This window comes from Peribacillus simplex (assembly GCF_001542915.1).
Lineage (GTDB): Bacteria > Bacillota > Bacilli > Bacillales > DSM-1321 > Peribacillus > Peribacillus simplex_B.
On record NZ_LNNH01000012.1, the window covers coordinates 132,243 to 156,104 of the forward strand.

Below are 23,862 nucleotides of genomic sequence, written 5' to 3' on the forward strand. Positions count from 1 at the left end.
CGTTCATGTCCATTCAAACACAATCTGCCAATCATCAGGAATCAATTCCGTCAGCCTATCATGTTCCTCGAAAAGGAATTGCCACGCTATGCTTGAACGTGCAGGCACCTCACCGAGCACCGAAAGATCAAATGCCTTTTTTGCCAATGCTCTTCCGCTCCCATCCACTAACAATATATTCACGACTTCAAACCGGATCGGTTGTTCCAATGAATTTCGTAAAAAAGCGATGGCAATGACATCTTCCTCTTCCCTTACAAGTTTCACCCCGGATATCGAAATTTGATTGGGCTTCAACAAGGGCAGCTGCTGATGGTGAAACCTATAGACGTATTCCTCTTGCTTTGAAATGTGCCAGTCCTCATGAAATAGCAGCGCAGTTTGAACAGCGTCAGCCTCCTTGATTACGTCATCTTCATTCGAAGCTAACCAAACTTTCCTTTCATTGATTCCTTTATTAAATAAACTCATCCATCACCACTCTCCTCATGGCCGCTCTCCATATATTCCAAAAAATGAATACTGATTTCCTCCTCGATAGTTCTTAGCATCATGTTGAATCGACTAAGCGCTTCCTTCTCAAACAACATATACGGATCCTGTTGACCATATCCGCTCAAGCCAACCCCTTCCTTCAAACCATTCATTTCGTCTAAATGATTCCTCCAATTTGCATCAATATGGTGCAGGATGAAAGTACGCAGCTGGTTTCCACAGTCTTTAGCGTCCTGAAAGATTTCCAGCCTCTGTTTCATTTCAGCTAAAGCCCCCATCGCCTTGGCTTCAACTAGATGAACATCCAATTTGCCAAAATCACTTACCTGCCAGTCCAAGGAAGGAAAAACAAAGGAAAGCTCTTCAATCAAGGCGGAAGGCCCAGGCTCATCCGTATGCTCAGGATAATATTTCACTACGAGCCTGCGAATGTATTTTTCGATATATTCAAGTAAAGCAGTATGCAGCCGTTCCGTCTCCAAATCAAGAATTCGATCTCTCATTGCGTAAATGATTGTACTTTGTTCATTCAGGGCTTGCTCCAGCTTGAATAAATGGGTACGGCTTGCTTGATGCTGCTGCTCGATCGTTTCCTGAACCTTCCTCACGAATTTATCAGGTGCAGGGCTAACCACCAACCCTGTCTCATCCGTTTTGATTTTCTTTAAGTACCGTTCCATTTCTTCTTCATCGTAGTAATCAAACAACTCATCCTCCAAGGAAATGATGAATTGAGTGGACCCTGGTTCACCCTGCCTGCCTGCACGTCCTCTAAGCTGCATATCGATCCGATTGCTTTCGTGCCGCTCCGTACCGATGATGTGAAGACCTCCCAGATTCTTTACAGCTTCATCGAGTAATATATCGGTCCCTCTTCCAGCCATGTTCGTTGCCAGCATCACCTCGTTTTTTCTCCCGGCCTTGGCGATGATTTCAGCCTCATCCTTTTCCGTCTTCGCATGAAGGATCTGATGCTTAACTTCCACACGCTTTAAATGAACCGATATTTTTTCAGATTGCTCGATTGAGGTCGTCCCGATTAGGATCGGCCTTCCTTCTTCATGAATTCGTTTTACAGCCGTGACGATTTGATTGATTTTGCCGATTTCATCCTTATAAATCAAATCCGGCTCATCCGAGCGAATCATCGGCTTATTGGTGGGGATTTCAATCACAGGAAGCTGATAGGTTTCCCAGAATTCCGCCTTGGATGGCATGGCACTGCCTGTCATCCCGGACATTGATTGATATAAACGGAAATAGTTTTGTAGCGTTATCGCAGCCTGCGTTTCATTCTCTGCGGAAATCTCGAGGTTCTCTTTTGCTTCAATGGCTTGCTGAAGACCATCGCTGAAGCTTCGTCCCTCCATCACCCTGCCCGTGAACTTATCGATCAAGGAAATCCGACGGTCGATGATGATGTAGTCTACATCCCGTTTCATGATCGCATGGGCTTTAAGCGCCTGTGATATATTGTGTAATAGCTCCCGATGTTCCAGGTCATACAGATTGTCGATGCCAAAGGCCCGCTCAATCTTGGATGCACCTTGATTGGTAAAATAGGCGGCACTTGATTCCACCGAGACCTCATAATCTTCGTCTTTTATAAAGGACTTCATGAATTGTGCCGTGATTTCGTGAAGCGCGGTCCCTTCACCGGAATGACCCGCAATGATCAATGGTGTCCGTGCTTCATCAATCAAGATGCTGTCAATCTCATCGACAATGACAAAGTTGTGGCCTCTTTGCACCTTTTCCGCTCTCCGTAAAACCATCTGATCACGCAAATAATCGAAGCCGAATTCGGTTGCGGTTCCATACGTGATATCTGCCACATAGGCTTCACGTTTTTCAGCGGCCTCCATGCCGGATATATTCAAACCAACGGTCAGCCCTAAAAATTCATGGATTTGACCCATCAGCTCTTTATCTCGTCTGGCCAAATATTGATTGGCCGTAATGATATGGACACCGTTTCCCTCCAGCGCCTGCAAATAGCTAGGTAAAGTTGCTGCAAGCGTCTTTCCCTCACCCGTATTCATCTGGGCTATGCCCCCTTCGTTCAGGATGAAGCCGCCCATTAGCTGAACGTCATGGTGCCTTAGCTTCAACACCCGTTTAGAGGCCTCCCGAACGACCGCGAAAGCATCGGTCTGAATCTCGCTCATATTTTTTCCGGCATCCAATTCGCATTTGAATTTATCCTTCATTCGCTTTAACTCTTGATCTGAGCATCTTTCATATTCACCTTCAAGCCGGTTCACAGCATCTGCCAATTTATATATTCGCTTTAGATCTTTGGAGCTTTCCTTGAAGAACTTTTTCATACCCGTTAGCATATGGTCCCCTCTTCTACTATTTCAATTGAACTCTACTGAAAGTATATCAGTTATATATTTACTGTTTATTAAAAATCATCTATATATTGCAATCAATAGTAAATCTTTTTTTCCGTTTCCCCCGCTATCGGGTCCAAGATGTGCATTCTTTCTTTTTTTAGACTGATTTCGTATAGGTTGTTGGGGCATTCAACGGCGGGCAGGAGTCCGCTGCTCCGCTCCAACCAACCTTAAATCGTCTCGTTTTAAAAACTACAACCTTAACGAAACAGCCTTTTTTCAAAATAAAAATTACTATTCGATTTTCAAAAACAGTATAATATTTCTTCCTTACTTTCGTAGAACAATAATGAATGAACACCCATTCATATTGACTTTTCATTTTCACATCCGACTAAAGAAGCGTTTATTAGACAAACGAATCATTATTCTTTGAAACTTTCTAACTAATTAGGCCGAAAAAACTTGAAAATATTTGTAAAATCGAAGGAGGATTTAGCAAATCTAGTCAGAATATACTGTGTTATGAATTAGGCGGGACATTTCCCACCCCATTCATGACTATCAAAGCATATAGGGGGTAATGTATGAAAGGTTCAGGGTTACGGTTTGGCGGCTCCACAAATAGGGCTGGTTGGATCATTGCCATACTAGCAGTCTTATTCATTCCATTCATTTACGCAGCACTCATTCTAACTGCTAAGTGGGGTCCGTACGATCATTTGTCTAATTTGCCGGTTGCCGTAGTCAATAAGGATGCAGGTAGTACGTTGGGAGATAAACCGGTTAATGTCGGTAAAGATTTAGTAGCGGAGCTAAGGAAAAGTGATACCCTTGGCTGGGATTTTGTCGATGATAAAACGGCAAAGAAAGGCCTTCAGAATACAGACTATTACATGGTCATCGAAATTCCGGAAAACTTCTCTCAAAATGTAACGACGGTCTTAGACGAAAATCCCGTTAAACCTGAATTAACATATATTCAGAACGAAGGGCTGCATTACATGGCGGCTCAAGTCACAAAAAGCGCCACTGAACGCATTCGTGAAAATCTGTCGAATAAAGTGACGGCCAGTTATACGACGGCCCTTCTCTCGCAAATGGCCGGAATTGAAAACGGTTTCAACGACGGAGCTGGCGGCTCACAAAAAATCAATGACGGAGCTGGGAAACTAAAAAGCGGTACGGCCCAAATCCTCGAATCCTTGCAGCAAAAAGCGCCTGATATCGACAAGCTAGCAGGGGGGGCAGCCCAATTAAAGGTCGGAACGGGAACCATGTATAACTCATTGGCAGGTAAGCAAGCGGATATCGGTAAATTGGCGGATGGGGCTAACCAAGTCGATACCGGTATGCAGCAGGTAAACGGCGGCGCCCGGAAATTAGATGCAGGCATCCAAAAATTGAATATCGGCATGACCGAATTGAATTCCGGTGCCCAAAGGCTCAACGGCGGCCTTAATGATGCCAATACGGGAGCGCAAAAGCTTAGCGGCGGGGCCAGTCAGGTGGATGATGGCGCTCATGCCGTTTATGCAGGGGCAAGGAAGTTAACCGGAGGCGTCAATCAAGTCAATGATGGCGCACAAAACCTAAAGGATGGGGCAGGCTCCCTTTATACCGGGGCAAAGGAATTATCCGGGGGCGCCAATCAAGTGAATGATGGCGCACAAAAGTTAAATAAAGGCGTGAAAGATTTAGCCACTGGGGCAACATCCCTGAATGGAGGAGCAAAGCAAGTATTGGATGGCTTGGAACATGCTGAATCAGGCAGCAATGAACTGAAGACCGGTTTATCACAACTGGAAGTTGGCAGTAGCAATGCTGCCAAAGGAGCGGCTGCCGTGGATGCAGCAGTTGGCCAGTTGGCCCCGGGTTCAAAGGATGTAGTGCAAGGTATCAAAAAGCTTGGAGAACAAGTTCCAGGCCTAAAAGACAGCCCTGATTATCAGCAGTTAGTAGCTGGAAGTGAAAGGGTCGCGGGAGGTTTGAGCGATTTGGCTGGCCAAACCCCAACCTTGGCTGGGGGAACGGACCAAATTTCACAGGGACTAAAAGACGCTTTAAAGGGCTCGACTGATTTAGAGGCGGGACTGAATGGGTTGCTGGAAGGGCAAAAACGGGTATATGGAGGAACCCAAGATGTCGTCCAAGGGGCAAACCAACTATCAGATGGTGCCGAAAAGGTTGCCGATGGGACAAGCAGTGTGGCTTCAGGAAATAAGAAATTGGCTGATGGTTCAGGCGCTGTGGCAAACGGCTCGAGAGCACTTGCCGATGGCACCCGTTCAGTAGCTGAAGGAAGTGAAGCCTTGACTGCTGGCTCAGGCGCGGTTGCCGACGGTACCCGTTCGGTGGCTGATGGCAATAAAGCATTGGCTGAAGGCACGAGCACACTGGCCGAAGGCTCGGCAGCACTTTCCGATGGGATCGGTTCGGCAGCTTCCGGAAGTAATGAACTAGCAAGTGGTTCAGGCAAATTGGCTGACGGAACAGGTGAGCTTGCAGCCGGAACCGGAGCCGTAGCTGCCGGTAACCAAACCGTAATGGCTGGCTGGAATCAGTTAACAGCGGGTGCAAACAAGCTAAATGAGGGGATGATCCAGGTAAGTGACGGTACGAACACCGTAAAAACTGGTTAGGGCCCTTTAGCTGATGGTGTCCATCGAGTGGATGGCGGTTTAGGTGCCATCAAAGATGGCAGCAAGGAGCTGGCGGCTGGACTTTCAGGCGGCGCCGGTAAATTGAGTAACATCCACGCGGACCAACCGAATATCGACATGTTCGCCGCACCCGTCCAATTGAGCGGGAAGGCCATCCATGCATTCCCTAAATATCGCTATGCTAATGCGCCATATATCCTTTCATTAGCGCTATTTGTAGGTGTTTTGGTCATGGCATGTCTTTTCGACTTACAAAAGCCGGCCATTACAGAAATCTCGGCCTTCAGATGGTATGCCAATAAGCTAGGAACGATGGCGGCGTTTGCCGCGGCACAGGCGCTAATCGCCTCCATTTTCGCGTCTTTTTATTTGAAATCAACGTTTACAAATGGCCTCATGCTGGTTTTATTCTCGATATTCGTCAGCTTAACCTTCCTGGCGATCGTGTTTTTCCTAGTCGTACTGGCAGGCAATATAGGCAGATTCATTGCTTTTGTATTCCTGGTTTTACAACTATCCACAACTGGTTCAAGCTTGCCTGTGCAAATGCTTCCTGAAAACCTGGAAAGAATGAGTCATTTTCTTCCGCTTACGCATTCAATCAATGGCTTTAAATCAATCATATCCTTAAACAATCATGATTTATTTTGGTCAAGTGTAAGCGTTCTTGGCGCTTTCCTTCTCGTGTTTACGCTTCTTTCGCTAACAGCGATCTGGTTCAAGGCAAGGCGCACTTCGCAACAAGCACATATGGAAGCATAACGCCCATCCCCTCCTGAATATCAGGAGGGGATTTTTTATGGACTTTTACAAATAATAGGGAGACACCTATCGAACGGAGGGTTACAGATAATGGAAATATCTAAAAAATCAGTACTTCAAAAACTTTTCCAGCCCGAGCGCATTGGGTTACTCATTCTTTCCTGCTTAATCGGCATCTCCCACCCCATTCAGGCTGAAACGAAAAACACACCGAAAAATGTCATCTTGCTAATCGGCGATGGCATGGGGTTGGGTGCAATCGAAATTGCCCGGCAATTGGAGTACGGGAAAACAGGTGCATTACATTTGGAAAAACTGGAGCACGTAGCCTTGATGCGCACTTATTCCGCCAATAATCACGTGACCGACTCCGCTGCAGGCGGGTCCGCGATTGCGACTGGCGTTAAAACCAACAATGAGTCAATCGGCGTCGATGTGAATGGCAATGAGGTGGATAGTGTATTGGATGCATTTCAGAACGATGGCAAAAAAGTCGGGATCATTTCGACCAATATGGTCGTCGATGCGACCCCAGCGGCCTTTGGTGCAAGTGTACCGAACCGTTGGACAGGCGGCGCCCATATCGCGAGGCAGCTCTTCGACAACCGAATTGATGTCATTCTCGGCGGAGGTGCCAGCTATTTTGGCGAAGATAAGCAGAACGGCGAGGACTTAATCAAGAAATTCAAAAATGCGGGCTATGGGATTGCGACGACTAAAGACGAACTCAGTTCCATGGATAAAACAAAAAAACTATTAGGGCTATTTCACCCCACTTATATGAATTTCAAGCTTGATAAGGAAGTATTGAATTCCCAAGAACCATCACTGCCCGAAATGACCGCCAAAGCGATCCAAATTTTATCACAAGGTGATAAGGGCTTCTTCTTGATGTCAGAGGGCGCACGGATCGACTCGATGGAGCATGCAGCCGATTTCACAGGAATATGGAAGGAAACGATCGAATTCGATCAAACCGTGAAAGAGGTTGTGAATTGGGCCAAAAACAGAAATGATACATTGATCGTTGTGCTGGCTGACCATGAAACCATGGGAATTTCCGCTTCGGAAACGATGGATATCGCGGCATTGAAAAAGATCAGGGTATCGACTGAATATATGTCCAAACAGCTTACATTCAATGGAAATAACGAAATCAATCCGGAAAGTGTCGCTTCCGCATTCAAGAAATATGCCCATATATCCCTTACAGACCAGGAAGTGGTTCAATTCATCGACAATGTTAGAAAGAACCGGACGCTCGTCTACCCGCAGCATCGGATCGATTGGGAAATCGGCAGCACCATCGCCAGGCACCATAAAGCCGGTGTCGCTGAAAGGAGCATCCGGGCTGCCAGTTCGACGGGAGGCCATACGGCCAATATGATTCCCGTGTTTGCGGCAGGCCCAGGCAGTGAAGCCATTGACGGCGTCCTTGAAAATACCGATATTTCAAAAATCATCACAAAAGCTGCCGGTGTCCCCTTCACACCCGGATTGCATAAAGAAAAAAACGAGGAATGAATACATCCCTCGCTTATGATGGCCGCCAAAATGCAGGCATGGGCAGCTATATCGGCGTTTTTACGCAGAGTGAAATGTAACGGAAGGTGCGAGACTTCTGCGGGAATTGCGGTAAAGACAGGCGCAAGCGCCGAGGAGGCTCCCCAACCGCTTCCGGAAGGCAAAGCGCCTGCATCTACTCCATTCATGGATGACACCAAAGGCAGTACCTTTCCTATTCATTTCTTTACATGTTTTTTGGGCACAAACCCGACTTGGCTTCCCTTTTTCACCTTATACCACTTCCCTTGTTGAGCCAATATCGTTAGTGCCTGATCCTCATAAAGCGTCCCGATGGTGTTAGCAGCTGAATTTGCCTTTTCTTTTATACGTAATTCTCTTGCTGTCACGATGCCCGTCGTCTTCCTGATCTGGACTTGTGCAGAGACGGTTTTCCGGTTGCCTCCCCCATCCTTGGCGGATATCGACACCGTGAACAATCCGTTGGATATATTGCCAAAATCCCAATTAACTGATTGGCTCCCTTGGGTGAACTGCCTTTCGGCAAGGACCCCCACCATTTTGCCTTGGCTGTTCTTGATTTCCACTGCCACTTTCGAGTCTTCATTTATCGTAAATGCTATATTCACTTTTTCTGTACTGTAGTCTCCCATTGTTTCGATATCGGTAATCATGGGTGCTGACCCCTTACTTATGTTGATTCCCAGTGTTCCCCTTGCTTCATTCCCGCTTCGGTCCCTTGCAGAAACTACCGCTGCATACGTACCAGTGCGCACATCATTCGCCTTCCAGACCGCCGTGTGACTTCCCTTTTTCAATGATTGGTCACTGATTGGCGTAGCCACCGTTTTGCCTTCACCATCTTTAATCAGGAGTGATACCGCTGCATCTTCTTTAAGTGAGTAGGTGATCGTGACTTTATCATTCACATAATCAAGATCCGCTTTCATATCAATGGATGCCGCATTATTGATGTGAACCTCTTCTATTATCCCTGATGCTTCGCCATATTCCCTGGCGATAGTCGTGTTAGGATAATAAAATGCCAAGATCTCCTGATATGTTTGACCTGCCTCCGCTCTTGTCTTCGCGCCAAACTGACTTAAACCGACTCCATGTCCGTAACCTGACCCTTCAACATCAATTCTGGAAGAATCGGAAGCCGAATCGTCCACCAAATAGCTTTTCATCACATCGCTACCGACCATGCCCCTGATTTTCGAAGCCGGTACATCAGTAAGCTCGATTTGTTGCTCGGAAAGTTTTCCGCTTTTATCAACAAGACCCCTTACAAAGAAATTCAGTTTAATGGACCCCTTCGTAGCTCGTCCGCCCGTTTTTTTACCAGCAAAGCTTAAAACGGGAACCTTCGTTATTTTAATATCCCTGTTCGCATAGCCATTCCTCTTCAGCCAAGCCTTAAGATGAGGTACAACCGTTTTATCTTTTTCCTGCACACTCGTCCACCACTCATCCGGCTTGGATAAGTCTTTGTTTGACAGGTCGATTTGTTGCTTATCAAGCTTGATCGCCCATTTGGTTTTCGGATCATAGGAATCTTGTTGGATAGATAAATAGCCTAGAGGATTTCCGACTGACCAAACATTGGAATTCAATTCGGTCACACCCCCGTTGCTTGAGGAAAAGAACGCCTCGATTATTTCACCATCATGCTTGAGAACCAAGCCTGCTGTCTGTTCGATGGCTGAATCCGTACGGCTGTCCCCTTCCGCTCCTCCATACACTTGATAGGAAATCGTATCATCGATCAATTTCGATTGATGGTGAGCAGCATATGTACGGGCGGCGACTGCTTGAGCTTTCAATGCTTCAGGATGCCAAAGGGCAGGCATTTCCTTCGGGACCACACCCTTTACATAATCATCGATATGCACATGATTGATGGGTCGAATGTAACCTCCCGCCACCGTAAATAAGAATGAGCCATGATACGGCCGGCCATTTAGGGATAACAGGGCATCACCCTTAACCGGAGTGATTGTTAATGAAGCCCATGTTCCTACTTTATCCGAATCTTTATACACGGCAAGTTTTCCTGATTCCACGTTCAATTTCATCTCTTCTCCTGCCTTGATGAATATCTCTCCTCCGGAAGTCTGATAGTCCCCTGTTGCCGTAATTTTGACACTCGTTCGATTTCCCAAGTAATTCTTCAATTTCACTTCCATCGTTGCATTTTCTTTAGCTGCGTTTGCCTCTAGAGAGGGAAATATAGCGAAAATGATAAAGAAAGCCAGAAATAAACCCTTTAAATTTCCCATCCCTTTCAACCTCTTTCCTATCCTATATCTTTTAAAGAATTTTCAATAGCTTCCATGATTGAATCCTTATTTTTCCTCATTATAAATAAACCTCGTTTATACATTCTGGATATCTTCCTTATAATCCTTCATTCACGATCACAACTTCCAAGCCGTACTCGCATGAAAAAAACTGGACATGGAAAAAACCACGTCCAGCTTTTTTATGATGATGATTAGGCTTATACCGTTCACTTCAAATACTTCTTCAAAACGGGCTTCATATGATCGACAACCAAATGGCTGCCGCCCCTTCCCTTAACATCTTCTATCATCCAGGCCATAAGAAGCTCCGGATCTTCCGTGTCCATGGCTACAAACCAGCCATTTTCCGTTCCATCAGAATTTTTGGATGCCTTGATTTCAGCCGTTCCCGTCTTGGCTGCGATTTTGATGCCAAGATCATTTATTCCATGGCCGCTCCCCTTAGGGTGTTCCACCACCTGTGTCAGCATTTTGGTGATCGCATTCGCCTGCTCGGCAGAAACGGCATTTTTCTTCCATATTTCCGTTTCATTTTTCTCTCTTGTCAGCAAGGTCGGCTTCATGATGTTTCCTTCATTCAAGAAGGCTGAATAGGCCATGGCCAAGTGAAGCGTGCTCATTTGGACCTGCGCCTGGCCGTAACCGGCATCAGCCAAACGACCTTCACTGTCGATTTTACCGATGCTGGATGCTTTAATCGGATAATCGTAGTTCAATGGTTCATCGAAACCAAATGCTTTGAGTCCGCTTGTGAATTTTTCCTTACCAAGCCCCAATGCTCTCTGGGCAAAATAAATATTATCCGAATAAATTAATGCTTTCTCCATATCGATGGGGACACCCGGGTCAGAGACCCTTGTGATGGAATGGTCTTTCCATGTCGATTTAGCCCACGTTTTCCCTTGGATCTTGATCGCCTCGTTCGGATCGACTCCATTTTTCAAGGCGATTGCCGCCGTGAGGGCCTTTATCGTCGAGCCCGGTGCGAAGGTCGAACTGAAGCGATTAAGCAATGGCTTCCGGGAATCTTCCTCCAGCGCTTTCTGCTCCTCCTTTGTTATCCCAAAAATATATTTATTGGGGTCAAAGGAGGGACTTGATACAAGTGCAAGCGTTTCGCCCGTTACCGGATCAAGAGCCGTTGCTGATCCAGCTTCGTTCTTATATTGCTTGAAGATATCCTTTTGAAGCTCCGCATCGATGGTTAATGTAATCGTTTCTCCCTCTTCAGCAGGCTTTTCAGCAATCACTTTTTCTTCGCCAGCTTCTGTTCTAATATAGATCTTGCCTCCTGGCTTTCCTTTCAAGCGACCTTCCAACACTTCCTCAAGACCGCGCTTGCCTATATCATCGCTTGCGGTATACCCTTTACCTTGCAATTTCTCCAAATCTTCGGCAGATGCCGCACCGACATATCCGATGAGATGGGCCGTAGCTTCTTTGTATGGATAGATCCGGGCTTCCGTATTATTGACCGATACCCCAGGAACGGCCAATAGCTTTTCCAATGCTGCCGTATCATCACTGGACATTTTCTTGATGGGCACGAAATAACCTGGCTTCACCCAAGATTGCGTTAACTTCTTATCTATCTCGTCAGTGGACATATTAAGCATCCCAGCGACCTTTTTGACCGTTTCGGTTTCGTTGGTCATTTTCTCTGGCACGATCCCCACTTCGGAGACTGCTCCATTCATGGCAAGTCCGCGCTCATTCCGGTCGACAATTTCACCGCGAATGGCTGGATAGGTTTGAACCGATATCTTTTCACCAGCTTTTAGCTGGGGGAATATATAGCTTTCATCCCACTTAATGTACCAATTCTCCTGGTCACCCTCCCCTCCCTTGATAAGGGTCGCCTGATGATCGGAATTGACCGCCCCTGCCAGCGTTGACATATCAACGGTATAAGCAAGATTTACTTCTTCTCCATCTTTATGCTTTTTTTCTTCTTTGGGCTGTTTATAATTCACCTTTAACTGGTCGACTTCTATGCCCTTATAGATTTTTTCATAACGCTCCGCAAATTCATCCGCGCTGATTTCTTTCTTTGTTTCAGGTGACAGGTAGTCATACATCTTCGTAAAATCCTGTTTATTCCAAAGTTTGGTGTATGCCGCAAAGCGCTCTTCCGGACTTGGCTCATCCGAGCAGCCGGCCAGGAACAGTACGCTCATCAACAATAAGCTGGAAACTAAAGCCAGTTTCTTCATGATTTCCTCCTAATGAATAGTTAGAATGATATACGTATAGTTTATCAAAATATTAGGGGAATGGGGGAATTTGTATGACCAATTTCTTCTTTTTGCTACTTTATCATAGTTTTACTAAAGCATAAGTCCTGGATACAGGAACCAGATTGTAGAAAAAAACGGGGCTATCCACATGTCCACCGCCCGCGGAAAGCTAAGCCCCTGCCGTGAAACCGAACTGATAAAGCGCAAATCCAAAACATGGTAAACAACAACCATCATATTTGTATCACGCTAAGTGGAATGATACGAAACAGCCGGATCTTACAAACAAAAAAACCGCAGACAGCTCCATTATCGAGCTGCCTACGGCCTAATTTTTTGAATATGGACTATAGCATTCTTTTTTTTCGGCTTTTTTTCTCATGCAGCCATTTCTTCAAGAAGAAGAAGCCTAAGATGGATGAAATGATAAGACCGCTTGTCGTAACGAATACAGCTACCCATTCATATAAGGTATAATCCATATACGCCTTCCAAGGCAATCTCTTTTTCCAATCTTCAATGTAAAGATTCATCCCGAATATTCCTGAGACGACCGTATAAATCGTCAGGATCTGTAAGAGATAATTACTGCTCTTACCAGAGAGTTTATCCTGATTCTGATAGAGGTAAGAAAGCGTTTCTTTTACCTCCTTATAGAGCGGCGCAATCCTGAAGGTTTCATCCGTTATTTTGAATAGCTCTTTGCCTGACGCCGTGCTATTAACTTCAGTAAATAAATACTTCGTAGTAAACTCCGTGATCATGAAGATCAGTTGCTCCGTATTGGATTGATCTTTTTCGATATCTATCTGGGAATGCTCATGAACCAGCTTTAGCAGCACAATTTTATAGTAGAAGAAAAGCAATATCGAATAGAAGTTTTGGCCGTACATTTCATTTGCCAATTGCAACTGCAGCTTCCCTTTCGCTTTCGTGACACAAGCAAAATGGTACATGCTCGTAACATAGAAAGTTTCTTCCCCCCACCTGTCATACACCCGCTCCTTGTAATACTTATCAATATAAGCGGGGTTCAATGCGCCGATGTATGGCTCCCCATCACTGTCGTATCCATTCAGCTCACTTGCCCGAAATAAATCATTTTTACTGATGACATGATCCTCAGGCAATTCAATATAACTGACGACATACATTCGTTCATCGATAAAGAAGGGCAAACTTCCGAAATAAGTGGGATCTGTCTGCTCCTCATCGATAAATTCCTCCATTGGCGGCATTAGTTCGTTGAAGATGAAATCCTTTACTTGTTCATACTCGTTTTTCCTGCAGCCGACTTTTGTCTTCTGTTCATCTTCAGCAATCGGTTCGAGAATTCGAAAAGTATCGGCAAAATATAGCACGTCATCGTACGAAAGCCCTTCAGGTAATGTAACACGCAGGTTCATCATGCCAATATGAAATGGGCATATGAAGATATCAACAGAATTAATGATGAATGAGGTAGTTAAAAAGGGGGATTCGAAGGTACAATCAATATCGAGCTTTTTCGTAAAACGCCGCAATCCTTCTTTTTCTTTCAAATTCGCTGGAAATAGGATCGGTTCGATATAGGGCATGAAATACTTTTCCAAATTGCGGTGTGAAATCTTATGCTCACCGTAAAATTGGCCTTGCTGTTCCATATCTCTCAAGTTCAAGAAAACGAAATGGTCTTCCAGCAACGTTTGCACAAATGTTTCAATTTTATTCCCTTCGAGCGTGAACGGAAATAGATACTGTTGGAAACTTCGCTTCGTTGAATCATTTTTTTCTAGCTTCACTTCCATAATTATATTCCTCCGATTAAACTGCGGTGTTCAAGTTACGAACCATCTTGTTCCTTATCTTTACCCAAGTATACGTAAACAAAACGGAACATATTATAGAAATAAAATGGACAATTGAAAACAGAAAAAAAAAGATCCCCCGAGCTTTTGCTCGGGGGCCATCGAAAAGGGTTCTTCAACCCTCTTCACTTTAGGGTACTAGAAACTGATGTTTCTAATGAAAAATCCGATATTCGGACCATTTTAGCATGTAATGCGAAGATGATAAAACACCGAATTCCTTCATATTCGGCCTTCACACCGTATTAACGGCCAATAAATCCTCATAGACAGAGACTGGCAAATGAATTTATAACTGTAGGAATAATGAAAAGCGTCTGCTCAGTCACTTTAGGAACCATGTTTTATAAGGGCGGGAAAGGGTAAATAAAAAAAAGAAAAGGAGAGAACATCATGAAATCCGATAGCAATAAACAACCCTTGAAGTTTTTCCAAAAAGCAAATCATTCAAAACCTACCGAGAGGAAACAAATGAGTGAATTCATCAAAAAAATGAAGATGAACGGGCGGAACTCCCATTTAAATGGCAAAAACTCATGACACAATAGAAGGTCATGAGTTTTTGCGATTAAAATTTGATTTCATTTCCCTGCAGATTGTACTTTACACATTTTTTGATACCGATTACATTCAAAAAATGTTTAATTTTCTTCATGGAGGTTGCCTGATATTCATCAACAATCGAGAACTCTTTAATATAAGCGATTTTTTCCTGGACATTTGTATCTATATGATCTTGATCGCATTCTTTTTCATTTGATTTTTCGCATGTGTACACCACAGCTTCACCGATTTTCCTGGTCGCCCTATCAAAATAAAAAGAAAACACAATGGCACATTCATCATCGTAAAAAGAGGGTTGAACTTTCATATTAATATCAATCATTAACCTTACACCTCTCTCCCTTTTGTTAAATACACTATAACAAAATTCAGAAAGGGAAATAGGTGTTCCAAACTACACTCCCATTTCTTCCACACCTTCTAAATGGACCTTATATCCCCCATGCATGGATAATTATAACTAGAGGAATATGCGCAAAAGAATAATCGTCAACGGAATAAAAAAAACATCTTCATAAGAAGATGCTCAAAGGTCTGAATGAAAGCTTCAATTCTTATTATTTATATAAACCTGGAAGTTCTGCGTAAAGGCCTGGCAATTCAGTAGGAACGATTACGATCGCAGCGATGAGAAGAAAAGATACGACTAATGCTTTAGTACTTTTTTTCATAGGTCAAACCTCCTTTTCTTATTAAAAAATATTGGTTAAAATAGAAATTAATTCTATAGTTATATTTAACCACACTTCATAAAACTGGATATTCCGACTAAATAATCTATTTAAACCGCTAAGGGCATGTACATACAGTTTTCACCGATTTTTCATGATAAAATATAACTCTAGGCATATTTTAAGGAGAATCATAATGGATTTTTTTGCAGTTGGACAAAAGATCAAAGAGCTACGTAAGCAAATCGGACTTTCCCAAGAAGAGTTAGCATCCGGTATATGTACACAAGCACAGATCAGCAAGATCGAAAAAGGCGATGTCTATCCATATGCCTCCACCCTTTACTTGATTTCCCAACGGTTAGGTGTTGATGTAAACTATTTTTTCGATATCGGAATGACACCTAGGCTGGATTACGTGGAAGAAGTGATTTATCAATTAAAGATAGCCAGACGGACACGAAATTATGAGGAAATGCAGCAAATAGTCAAGGCGGAGGAAAACAATCCCCTTTTTCTTCAGAATAAAAAGAACCATCAGCTGATTCTTTGGCACAAAGGGATCTACGAATACGAAAAAAATAAAGACTTGGAAAAAGCCATTGAATTTATTTCCAAGGCCATCGCCATTACTCATACTACGGATAAAATCTATTCGGAACGCGAGCTTGAAATTTTAAGCAGCCTTGGTGTCATGTATGTGGCCGAGGAACGATACGAAAATGCTTATGCCCTGCTAAAGAAAGCTTTGGATCACTTGAAGGCAATCCCCTTCATGACGGATAAGACGTTAAAGACCCGCCTGTCCTACAATTTTTGCAGGGTTTTAACACGCCTTGGCCGCTTTGAAGAGTCGATTGCCTGCTGTCAGGATTCCATCAAATGGTGCCTTGAACATGATCAATTATATGCTTTGGCCGATCTACATTATCATTTAGGCTACAATTACGAACTGGTGGGCAATTTTAAAGAAGGTAAAGACTACTTGGAGAAGTCAGCCTTCCTCTTCTCGTTGCAAAAAAATCATGCCTTTGTTACCTTCATCAACAAAAAGTTGGAAAGCTGGAAAAATGAAATGAAAATAAACTGATTCTTCATTTCAAAGCCATTCCCGCGGGAATGGCTCTTTCCCTTCACTTCACAATTGGCTCTCGCCCTTCAGCTTCAAAACCTGTATCTACATTTCAAATTTCACGTCAAAATGAAGTATAATAAAGAGATGCTTCAAAAATCATCTTATAAAAAAGGGCCCCAGCACCCGCCGCTTTAGTTTTTATGGCATGGGGAAAATGGATCCGGGGCATTCCCGGCCGAAGTCCATATATCGAGACCACTTATATTCAAGGGCTTTTTTGACGATATTGACTTTTACGGGAGTTAAACGAAAGTACGGCTTGCCGATGTGAATGATTCGTTCATCCTTAAGGAATAATCCGGTAAGGGAATGGTCATGAAAAAGGCAGCCTAAATGAGGCCAAGATGCCAAACCCTCGATTCAACGAGGCATAATACGATTGTTAACGCACTGATCATCATGATCAGCAAAAATATAATATTGGCAAACAGGGATGGACCCTAAAAGGAGGAGAGTATGGAGCGGGAGTTGTTGTTAGTTGGGGAGCGGCTGGCGGAATTGTTGGAGGCCGGGAATCCAGAAGATTCGGACGTGGTGAATCAAGGACTCCAGTTATACCGTCAGGGGCTTGTTGTAATTAAAGAAGAAGCGGCAGATACGGTAGCGGCCGAGGTACAGGACGAAACGCGCCATAAGGCCAGGTTGAATCTCCTCTTCCCTCAAGAGGGCAGCTGTACATGTGATTCAAGATTCATTTGCAGGCATCAAATGGCCGTTTTCTTTGCAGTGTACTCCGAACACGCTAGCGTTTCCGACTGGCTTAACGAATGGAAAGCACCAAAGATCGAATCAGCCGCCCAGGCTCTGCAGCAAGTAAAACGGGCAAGTGAATTACTGAAACAAGCGGAGGAAACTCCCATCATTCTGGATAAAAGCTATCCATCTTGGAAGCAGTTCGTGGACGTCACCTTCTCGGAACATGTCGAGCCCCATATTGGCGAGCCAAACTATATGATTGAAAACCATATACAAACATACTTTAAACGCCTTAGTTCCAAAGCTCCGATGGAAAGGGAATGGAAACTGCTCTACCAATTCGTTACGCAATTTTGCACGATGCAGCTGACACTGAGAATGATTCAGCTACATAAAAGCCAGACCCAGACGATCAGGGTCTTTTATGCACTTGCTGTCGACCTTGCGGAAGAACTGCATGAAACCGTGCAGCCGCTTAGCCGGCAAGCGCGGCCATTTGCCTTTGACCCCTTCGTTTTCAGCATCAAGGAGGATGTAGCTAAGCTGCTGGACGGCGGATTCGGTCTTGAATATGAAAAAATCGATCTCTACCGGGAAATATGGAGCTACTTATTCTCCAACTCCTCGTGGCGCAAAGAGGAGCTTGAACGAATCAAGGAAGAACTTCCAGACAAGTATACGGGCACGACGGAGAGGACGTCCTACTCCCTCGCAGCCATTCACCTGTCCCTTCTGGAGAATCAAGATAAACAGGCCATTGAGCTTCTTCATGAACTGAAGAAGGATGCCTGTCCGTACATTTTCTATTGGCTGAATCTCCTGTCTGAATCAGACAACCGGTCACGCGGCATCCCATTCATTGAATTCATCATCGCGAATGTCCAGGAGTTCCTCGCAGATTTATCCGATTATTATCAGCGGGTGGATTTCGTAAGGACGTTTACGACTTTAATCAGCAGTTGCTGCTATAAATTGAAGCGAACGGATTTACTCGAGAAGTTTTACAGAGCCACCCTTCCGCACAGCTATTGGAACTATGCAAATTTCCTTTTTGAACAAGGACATTACAAAAAATGGGTGGAGATGCATATATACTCTGAAATCAGCATTGACTTAATCAGCAGTGAGTCCATCAAAGAAGTGGTCTCTAAAGAGCCAGAGCTAATCCTGCCCCTGTACTATCATGCGGTACAGGAAAAGGTGTCGTTAAAAAACAGGCCTGCCTATAAGCAAGCCGTCCGTTATTTAAAAAAGATGCGCACCATCTATAAAAAGACGAAAAAGGAAGACACCTTCGAACGCTATATTTTATATGTAGCCGATTCAACTAAACGGCTTCGCGCTTTCCAAGAAGAATTAAAAAGGGGTAAGCTTATCGATGTTTAATCCAGGGAAATTAAAAATCAAAATAGCGGCTCTCGAAAACGGATCCTACGCCCTTGGTGCCGTCAATGAGGACAATGCCTTCCTCAACACGAATCATATACGCAGGCTGCTCTTCAATTGGGATGACGCAAGCTTTTATGGCACGAAAATGGCTACCGATACCATGGATGGAAATCCTGTATTCATTCTTGATGCGTGGGGACTTCTCAATTTTTTTGCGAAGGAGAGCTTCAACTCCTTCATCGAATGGGAATGGTCCGAGATATCATCGCTTTGCCTGGCAGCGGCTCCCGTCCTTCATGAATCCATCGAGGCGGGCATCCCAGTGCCCGATTTCACCAATCTGCAGCTGGACTCCATCGGCTGGAAGCTGCCGGAAGAAGTCGAGGAGGAATTCGTCCCTTCCTTTTGGGAAGAAAGCATTGCATTGGATCTACCTTCTCCAGAAGCGGAAACGAATCGGACATTCATCGAGAAGTGGTATAACGGTGCCGCTAACATGTATTTAAAGAACTATTCACCCATGCACCATAAATGGAGCGAAGCCGTCGGCGCATTAAAGGATTCAAGACTATCTCCGGAAGAATTGCAGGCCTTTTTTGACAAAGAGAGCTGGCAGGAATGGCTAGGGACAAAGCCGGATCCGAAGCCTTTCACTATTGGACTCCGGTTAACGGAGCCACCTGACGGCAATGGGCCCTGGGTGCTCGACGTAACCCTCCGTTCCAAAAGGGATGAAAATATCGTTGAAACCTATACCGGAAAAAAACTGCCGCGCGGCTGGAACAAATATGCTAGCGAAGTGGTGCGGGCCACGAAACGCTGGCAGCTCGTCGTGCCTTGGCTTGGAGAAAACGGAAGGTTGAAAAGGGAGATTTCGGAAACGGACGCCTGGGAGTTCTTGACCGATGCAAGTGAAAAACTTCTTTTCCTTGGCGTTGAAATCCTCCTTCCCTCCTGGTGGTTAGCCTTGAAGGAGTCCTCCTTGAAGGTGAAGGCCAAAGTAAAGAGCCAATCCAACCGCGGTCCTTCTTACGTAGGGCTGAAGGCTTTAATGGATTTTGATTGGCGTTTCTCATTGAATGGCAAGGAGCTCACCGAGGCGGAGTTCGAGGAGCTCGTCGACCAAAAAAGGCGGCTCGTCTTCATTCGCGGTCAATGGGTCAAGCTTGATCCGGCTTTCATTAAACAAATTCAGGTACTGATGGAAACAGCCAACGAAAAAGGAATACAGCTGTCAGACCTGCTGCAGCAGGAATTATTGAATGGAGAAGATGAAGGTGGAGATATCGATGCGGAAAATGAAGATATGCTCCGAATTCAATTTGAATTGAATCAGGAGCTCCGTAAGATGATCGGAAGGCTCAGGGAAGCCAAAAACATATCCCTCCTTCCCGTCCCTACCGAACTTCAAGGCGACCTGCGCCCCTATCAAAAGCTGGGCATGAGCTGGCTGCTTTTTTTAAGGGAGCATGGCTTTGGCGCTTGCCTAGCCGACGATATGGGGCTGGGGAAAACGGTCCAGATGATTGCCTACCTGCTTCATGTCAAAAACAAAGAAGGAGCCGGTAAAGAGCTGCCCGTCACATCAAGTGACGAACAAAAGAGTGAAACGATCATCGTCGAAGAGGAAGTCGGCCCAGGGGTCAGTGATGCAGAAGATCCCCTTGTCCCCACTCCTGAACCTATATCCGTACAATCTGCGCTCATCGTCTGCCCTACGTCGGTCCTTGGCAACTGGCAGAAGGAATTGGAAAAATTCGCGCCGACACTTAAAGTCCACCTTCATTACGGATCGAATCGTTCAAAAGGCGAGGCCTTCGCCAAAAATGCGGCACAGCACGATATTGTGTTAACCTCATATGGCCTGACGCACCAAGATGTCGCCGAGCTCTCCTCCATCCAATGGAGCAGCGTCATCCTCGATGAAGCACAGAACATCAAGAATGCCCAAACCAAGCAATCCAAGGCAGTCCGTAAGCTCAATGGCCAGCATCATATCGCTTTATCGGGTACCCCCATGGAAAACCGCTTAAGTGAGCTATGGGCGATTTTCGATTTCATTAACAAAGGATATCTTGGAACGCTGGGCCAATTCCAGGAAAAATATGTGGCCACCATCGAACGGGATGAACAAAAAGATAAAATCAAGGAATTGCAGCGTTTAATACAGCCGTTCTTGCTCCGTCGTACAAAAAGGGATAAAGATGTCGCACTCAACCTTCCCGATAAGCAGGAGCAGAAGGAGTTCGTCCCGCTTACTACCGAACAAGCATCGTTGTATGAACAGCTGATCAAGGATACCTTCACAGATATCGAACAACTATCAGCCTTTGAACGAAAAGGCATCATCCTGCAGATGCTGAACAAGCTGAAGCAGCTTTGCAATCACCCAGCTCTTTATTTAAAAGAAATGGATAAGGAAAACATCCTGAAGGCGGCTAACCGATCTGGCAAACTCGAGAAGCTTACCGAGCTTGTTGATGCCGTCCGCGAACAAGATGAAAGCTGTCTCATTTTCACCCAATATATCGGGATGGGCAACATGATGAAAGAATTGCTGGAAAAACGGTATAACATCGAAGTTCCATTCCTGAACGGGAGTGCAAACAAGAAGCAGCGCGATGATATGATTACACGCTTCCAAGATGGCGAATTCCCCATCTTCATTCTTTCATTAAAGGCTGGCGGCACCGGTCTTAACCTAACGGAAGCAAACCACGTGATCCATTATGATCGCTGGTGGAACCCGGCTGTCGAGAATCAAGCCACGGATCGTGCCTACCGAATTGGACAGCAGCGATTCGTTCATGTTCATAAGCTAATCTGTACAGGGACACTGGAAGAAAAGATTGATCAAATGCTCGATAAAAAACAAGCATTGAACGACGAAATCATCAGCAGTGACAACTGGATCACCGAACTTTCCACAGAGGAAATCAAGGACCTGGTCGCTCTTCAATAAGGAACAAAAGGAGAATGCCTATCGAATCGGCATTCTCCTTTTTCCGTTTGATGGAGTGAAAATCGATTCTAAAAAATCGAACTCAATAAATAAAGAGCCGTAATCCAGATGATGATGGCCGATACTTTATTTAACATACCAAGGAACTTACCAGTAGTATCAACCTTTTTCAGCAATCGTCCCGCCAAACATAGTCCATGGAACCAGCACCATGACACTGCGATGCACGTAACCGTGAAAATCACTTTATCCGTTCCTGAATATACAAGCGAGCTCGATCCGATTACACCGATCGTATCCAAGATTGCATGTGGATTGAGCAATGATACCGATAAAGCAAAAATTATCTGTTTTTTTGCTGACATTTGCTTAGTTTCCGCATCTGCTTGTGGAGTGGCACCGGAAGACCAAATCTGAAAACCCATATACAATAAAAATGTGATTCCCATAATGATCAATGCCAGATGCAGCCAATCATATTGCATGACAATCAACGAAACGCCGAAGATGGCCAACAGAATGAGTGCCGAATCACAAATGGCAGCAGTGATCGTTGCAGGCAAAGCCCTTTTTATGGTCGGCTGGATTGCTCCCTGATTGAAAATAAATACATTCTGCACGCCTAATGGCAGGATCAGGCCTAATGCCAATAGCAATCCATGAAAAAATGGTCCCATACGAATACCTTCCTCCTTCACTTTCAGTATAATGAAAAAGGCAAAGGAATTGACCATCCATTCGGGAGTGCTTTCACCCAACCAATCAATAATGAATCGTATATGAAAGGAGTGTTTTCCTTATCGTTATCGAATGGAGACCAAACCGGAACTCAAGCCTATCCCTTCACCAGCAAATAGTGGATTGGATGAAACAGCAAATAACAAGCGGGGAATGGCCAGTGGCCACCAAGCTTCCATCGCAGCGCTCATTGGCGGATTCTTTTGGAGTAAACCGAAGTACGATCATTACAGCTATCGATGAGCTGATTGCAGACGGACTATTGGAAACGAAGGTGGGATCCGGTACATTCGTTTCCAATAACACTTGGAACGTGCTAGCCGCAAGTAAGCAGCCCGACTGGAGAAAATATGTCCGGAACGGACTGCATGAACCCAATATACAGACGATTCAAGACATTAACCTTCATGAAGCGGACACTGCCATGATCCGATTGGGAACCGGCGAGCTTTCCCCCTCGCTTTTGCCTGTTAAAAAAATCGAGCAGACGCTGCAATCCACCGCTTTTGATGCATATTCATTAGGCTATTCCGAACCGAAGGGCGATAAAAGACTGCGGCAAAGCATAAGTGATCATTTAAAGGAAAAAGGAGTAAACGTAAGTCCCGGCTCGCTCATGATCGTCTCCGGAGGGCTTCAGGCACTCCAATTGATCGCAGTTGGCTTGCTTCCAAAAGGATCGTTGATCTTACATGAATCACCTTCTTACTTGAATTCGGTTCACCCCTTTCAATCTGCGGGCATGCATTTGGCCGGCCTATCCAAACAAGGCCGGGGAACTATCCCGAATCAAATAAAGCGGATCAACAGGAAGCGGAAAGCGTCTCTATTGTATACGGTCCCAACGTTTAACAACCCAACCAATGCGACTTGGACAAAAGAAGAAAGGTTGGATCTTCTATCCATATGCAAAAAGGAGCAAATCCCCATTATTGAAGATGACGTTTATAGTGATTTATGGTTGGAAAAAGAACCACCGCCACCCTTAAAATCCTTTGATGCCGATGGCCTGGTCTTGCACATCGGCAGTATGTCGAAAACATTGAGCCCAGGGTTGCGCATCGGGTGGATTGCTGGTCCGATGCCTGTTATTGAACGTCTGGCAGATATAAAAATGCAAATGGACTACGGCTCGAGTGCACTTTCGCAGCACCTTGTAGCCACATGGTTATCACAGGGCCTTTATTCGAAACATTTAGATTGGCTGCGCCGTGAATTGCTGGCACGCAGGGACTTCACACTGGCTCTACTCAATCAATATTTTGAAGGGATTGCCAAATGGCAAACACCTCAAGGCGGATTTTATATATGGGTAGAATTAGGCAAACCAATTGTGAACCCGACCCTTTTCAAGCTAGCGATAAAAGAGCACCTGCTCATCAATCCTGGGTACATATATGAACCAAATAACCATACACATCTTCGGCTCTCGTACTCATATGCCTCCGAGGATCAACTGGCTTATGGGATTCAAACCCTCTCGAACATCATCCGGCGATTGATTTGAGCCCAGGAAAATCTGCTTAGACATGAC

The 23,862-nt window shown here is 44.9% G+C and carries 15 protein-coding genes; 8 read left to right on the top strand and 7 right to left on the bottom strand.

Translation table 11 applies throughout. The features are described 5' to 3' along the window. Window positions 1-3: 3 nt before the first annotated feature. Both AS888_RS05800 and secA read right to left on the bottom strand, forming a co-directional pair. Entirely contained in the window at window positions 4-471 is a 468-nt protein-coding gene (locus tag AS888_RS05800) for an SLAP domain-containing protein (RefSeq protein WP_061141232.1), read from the bottom strand. After that, the gene (secA, locus tag AS888_RS05805) at window positions 468-2,834 is read right to left on the bottom strand and encodes a preprotein translocase subunit SecA (protein ID WP_061141233.1); all 2,367 of its coding nucleotides are present in this window, start codon (window positions 2,832-2,834) and stop codon (window positions 468-470) included. The genes AS888_RS05800 and secA overlap by 4 nt, the downstream gene beginning before the upstream one ends. A gap of 587 nt (window positions 2,835-3,421) precedes the next feature. Between secA and AS888_RS05810 the strand changes: the two genes are divergently transcribed. From AS888_RS05810 to AS888_RS05820, 3 genes are all read left to right on the top strand, one after another. After that, window positions 3,422-5,476, top strand: a complete 2,055-nt coding sequence (locus tag AS888_RS05810) for a YhgE/Pip domain-containing protein (protein ID WP_061141234.1) — start codon at window positions 3,422-3,424, stop codon at window positions 5,474-5,476. 27 nt (window positions 5,477-5,503) lie between these two features. Then, a complete protein-coding gene (locus tag AS888_RS05815) occupies window positions 5,504-6,259 on the top strand; it encodes a YhgE/Pip family protein (protein WP_061141235.1) in 756 nt (251 codons plus the stop codon). A 90-nt stretch (window positions 6,260-6,349) separates the two neighbouring features. Further along, on the top strand, window positions 6,350-7,783 hold the full coding sequence (locus tag AS888_RS05820; RefSeq protein ID WP_081092329.1) for an alkaline phosphatase: 1,434 nt from the start codon (window positions 6,350-6,352) through the stop codon (window positions 7,781-7,783). A 218-nt stretch (window positions 7,784-8,001) separates the two neighbouring features. On the opposite strand, the gene AS888_RS05825 is transcribed toward AS888_RS05820, so the two are convergent. The 4 genes from AS888_RS05825 to AS888_RS05840 form a co-directional block, all read right to left on the bottom strand. Further along, complete coding sequence (locus AS888_RS05825) at window positions 8,002-10,065, bottom strand: SpoIID/LytB domain-containing protein (RefSeq protein ID WP_061141236.1); 2,064 nt, start codon at window positions 10,063-10,065, stop codon at window positions 8,002-8,004. Window positions 10,066-10,295: 230 nt separating this feature from the next. Further along, window positions 10,296-12,302 (bottom strand): penicillin-binding transpeptidase domain-containing protein, encoded by a 2,007-nt coding sequence (locus AS888_RS05830; RefSeq protein WP_061141237.1) that lies wholly within the window; start codon window positions 12,300-12,302, stop codon window positions 10,296-10,298. A 371-nt stretch (window positions 12,303-12,673) separates the two neighbouring features. Next, window positions 12,674-14,113 carry a hypothetical protein gene (locus AS888_RS05835; RefSeq protein ID WP_061141238.1) on the bottom strand — a complete coding sequence of 480 codons (1,440 nt, stop codon included), beginning with the start codon at window positions 14,111-14,113 and terminating at the stop codon, window positions 12,674-12,676. 628 nt (window positions 14,114-14,741) lie between these two features. Continuing rightward, the gene (locus tag AS888_RS05840; RefSeq protein WP_061141239.1) at window positions 14,742-15,059 is read right to left on the bottom strand and encodes a hypothetical protein; all 318 of its coding nucleotides are present in this window, start codon (window positions 15,057-15,059) and stop codon (window positions 14,742-14,744) included. 545 nt (window positions 15,060-15,604) lie between these two features. Between AS888_RS05840 and AS888_RS05845 the strand changes: the two genes are divergently transcribed. The 3 genes from AS888_RS05845 to AS888_RS05855 all read left to right on the top strand — a co-directional run bounded on the left by AS888_RS05845 (window position 15,605) and on the right by AS888_RS05855 (window position 21,590). Next, a complete protein-coding gene (locus AS888_RS05845) occupies window positions 15,605-16,498 on the top strand; it encodes a helix-turn-helix domain-containing protein (RefSeq protein WP_061141240.1) in 894 nt (297 codons plus the stop codon). Between the two features lie 501 nt (window positions 16,499-16,999). Continuing rightward, window positions 17,000-18,625, top strand: coding sequence for an SWIM zinc finger family protein (locus AS888_RS05850; protein ID WP_061141241.1), 1,626 nt, complete (start codon window positions 17,000-17,002; stop codon window positions 18,623-18,625). Then, window positions 18,618-21,590, top strand: a complete 2,973-nt coding sequence (locus tag AS888_RS05855) for a DEAD/DEAH box helicase (RefSeq protein ID WP_061141242.1) — start codon at window positions 18,618-18,620, stop codon at window positions 21,588-21,590. The genes AS888_RS05850 and AS888_RS05855 overlap by 8 nt, the downstream gene beginning before the upstream one ends. A 68-nt stretch (window positions 21,591-21,658) precedes the next feature. Here the strand turns inward: AS888_RS05855 and AS888_RS05860 are convergent, their stop codons facing one another. Next, complete coding sequence (locus AS888_RS05860; RefSeq protein WP_061141243.1) at window positions 21,659-22,267, bottom strand: LysE/ArgO family amino acid transporter; 609 nt, start codon at window positions 22,265-22,267, stop codon at window positions 21,659-21,661. Between AS888_RS05860 and AS888_RS26330 the strand changes: the two genes are divergently transcribed. Together AS888_RS26330 and AS888_RS05865 are read left to right on the top strand one after the other, a co-directional pair. Continuing rightward, on the top strand, window positions 22,250-22,447 hold the full coding sequence (locus AS888_RS26330; protein ID WP_221408567.1) for a hypothetical protein: 198 nt from the start codon (window positions 22,250-22,252) through the stop codon (window positions 22,445-22,447). The two genes, AS888_RS05860 and AS888_RS26330, sit on opposite strands and share 18 nt — an antisense overlap. Window positions 22,448-22,455: 8 nt before the next feature. Further along, on the top strand, window positions 22,456-23,835 hold the full coding sequence (locus AS888_RS05865) for an aminotransferase-like domain-containing protein (protein WP_260320130.1): 1,380 nt from the start codon (window positions 22,456-22,458) through the stop codon (window positions 23,833-23,835). The last annotated feature ends 27 nt before the right edge of the window (window positions 23,836-23,862 follow it).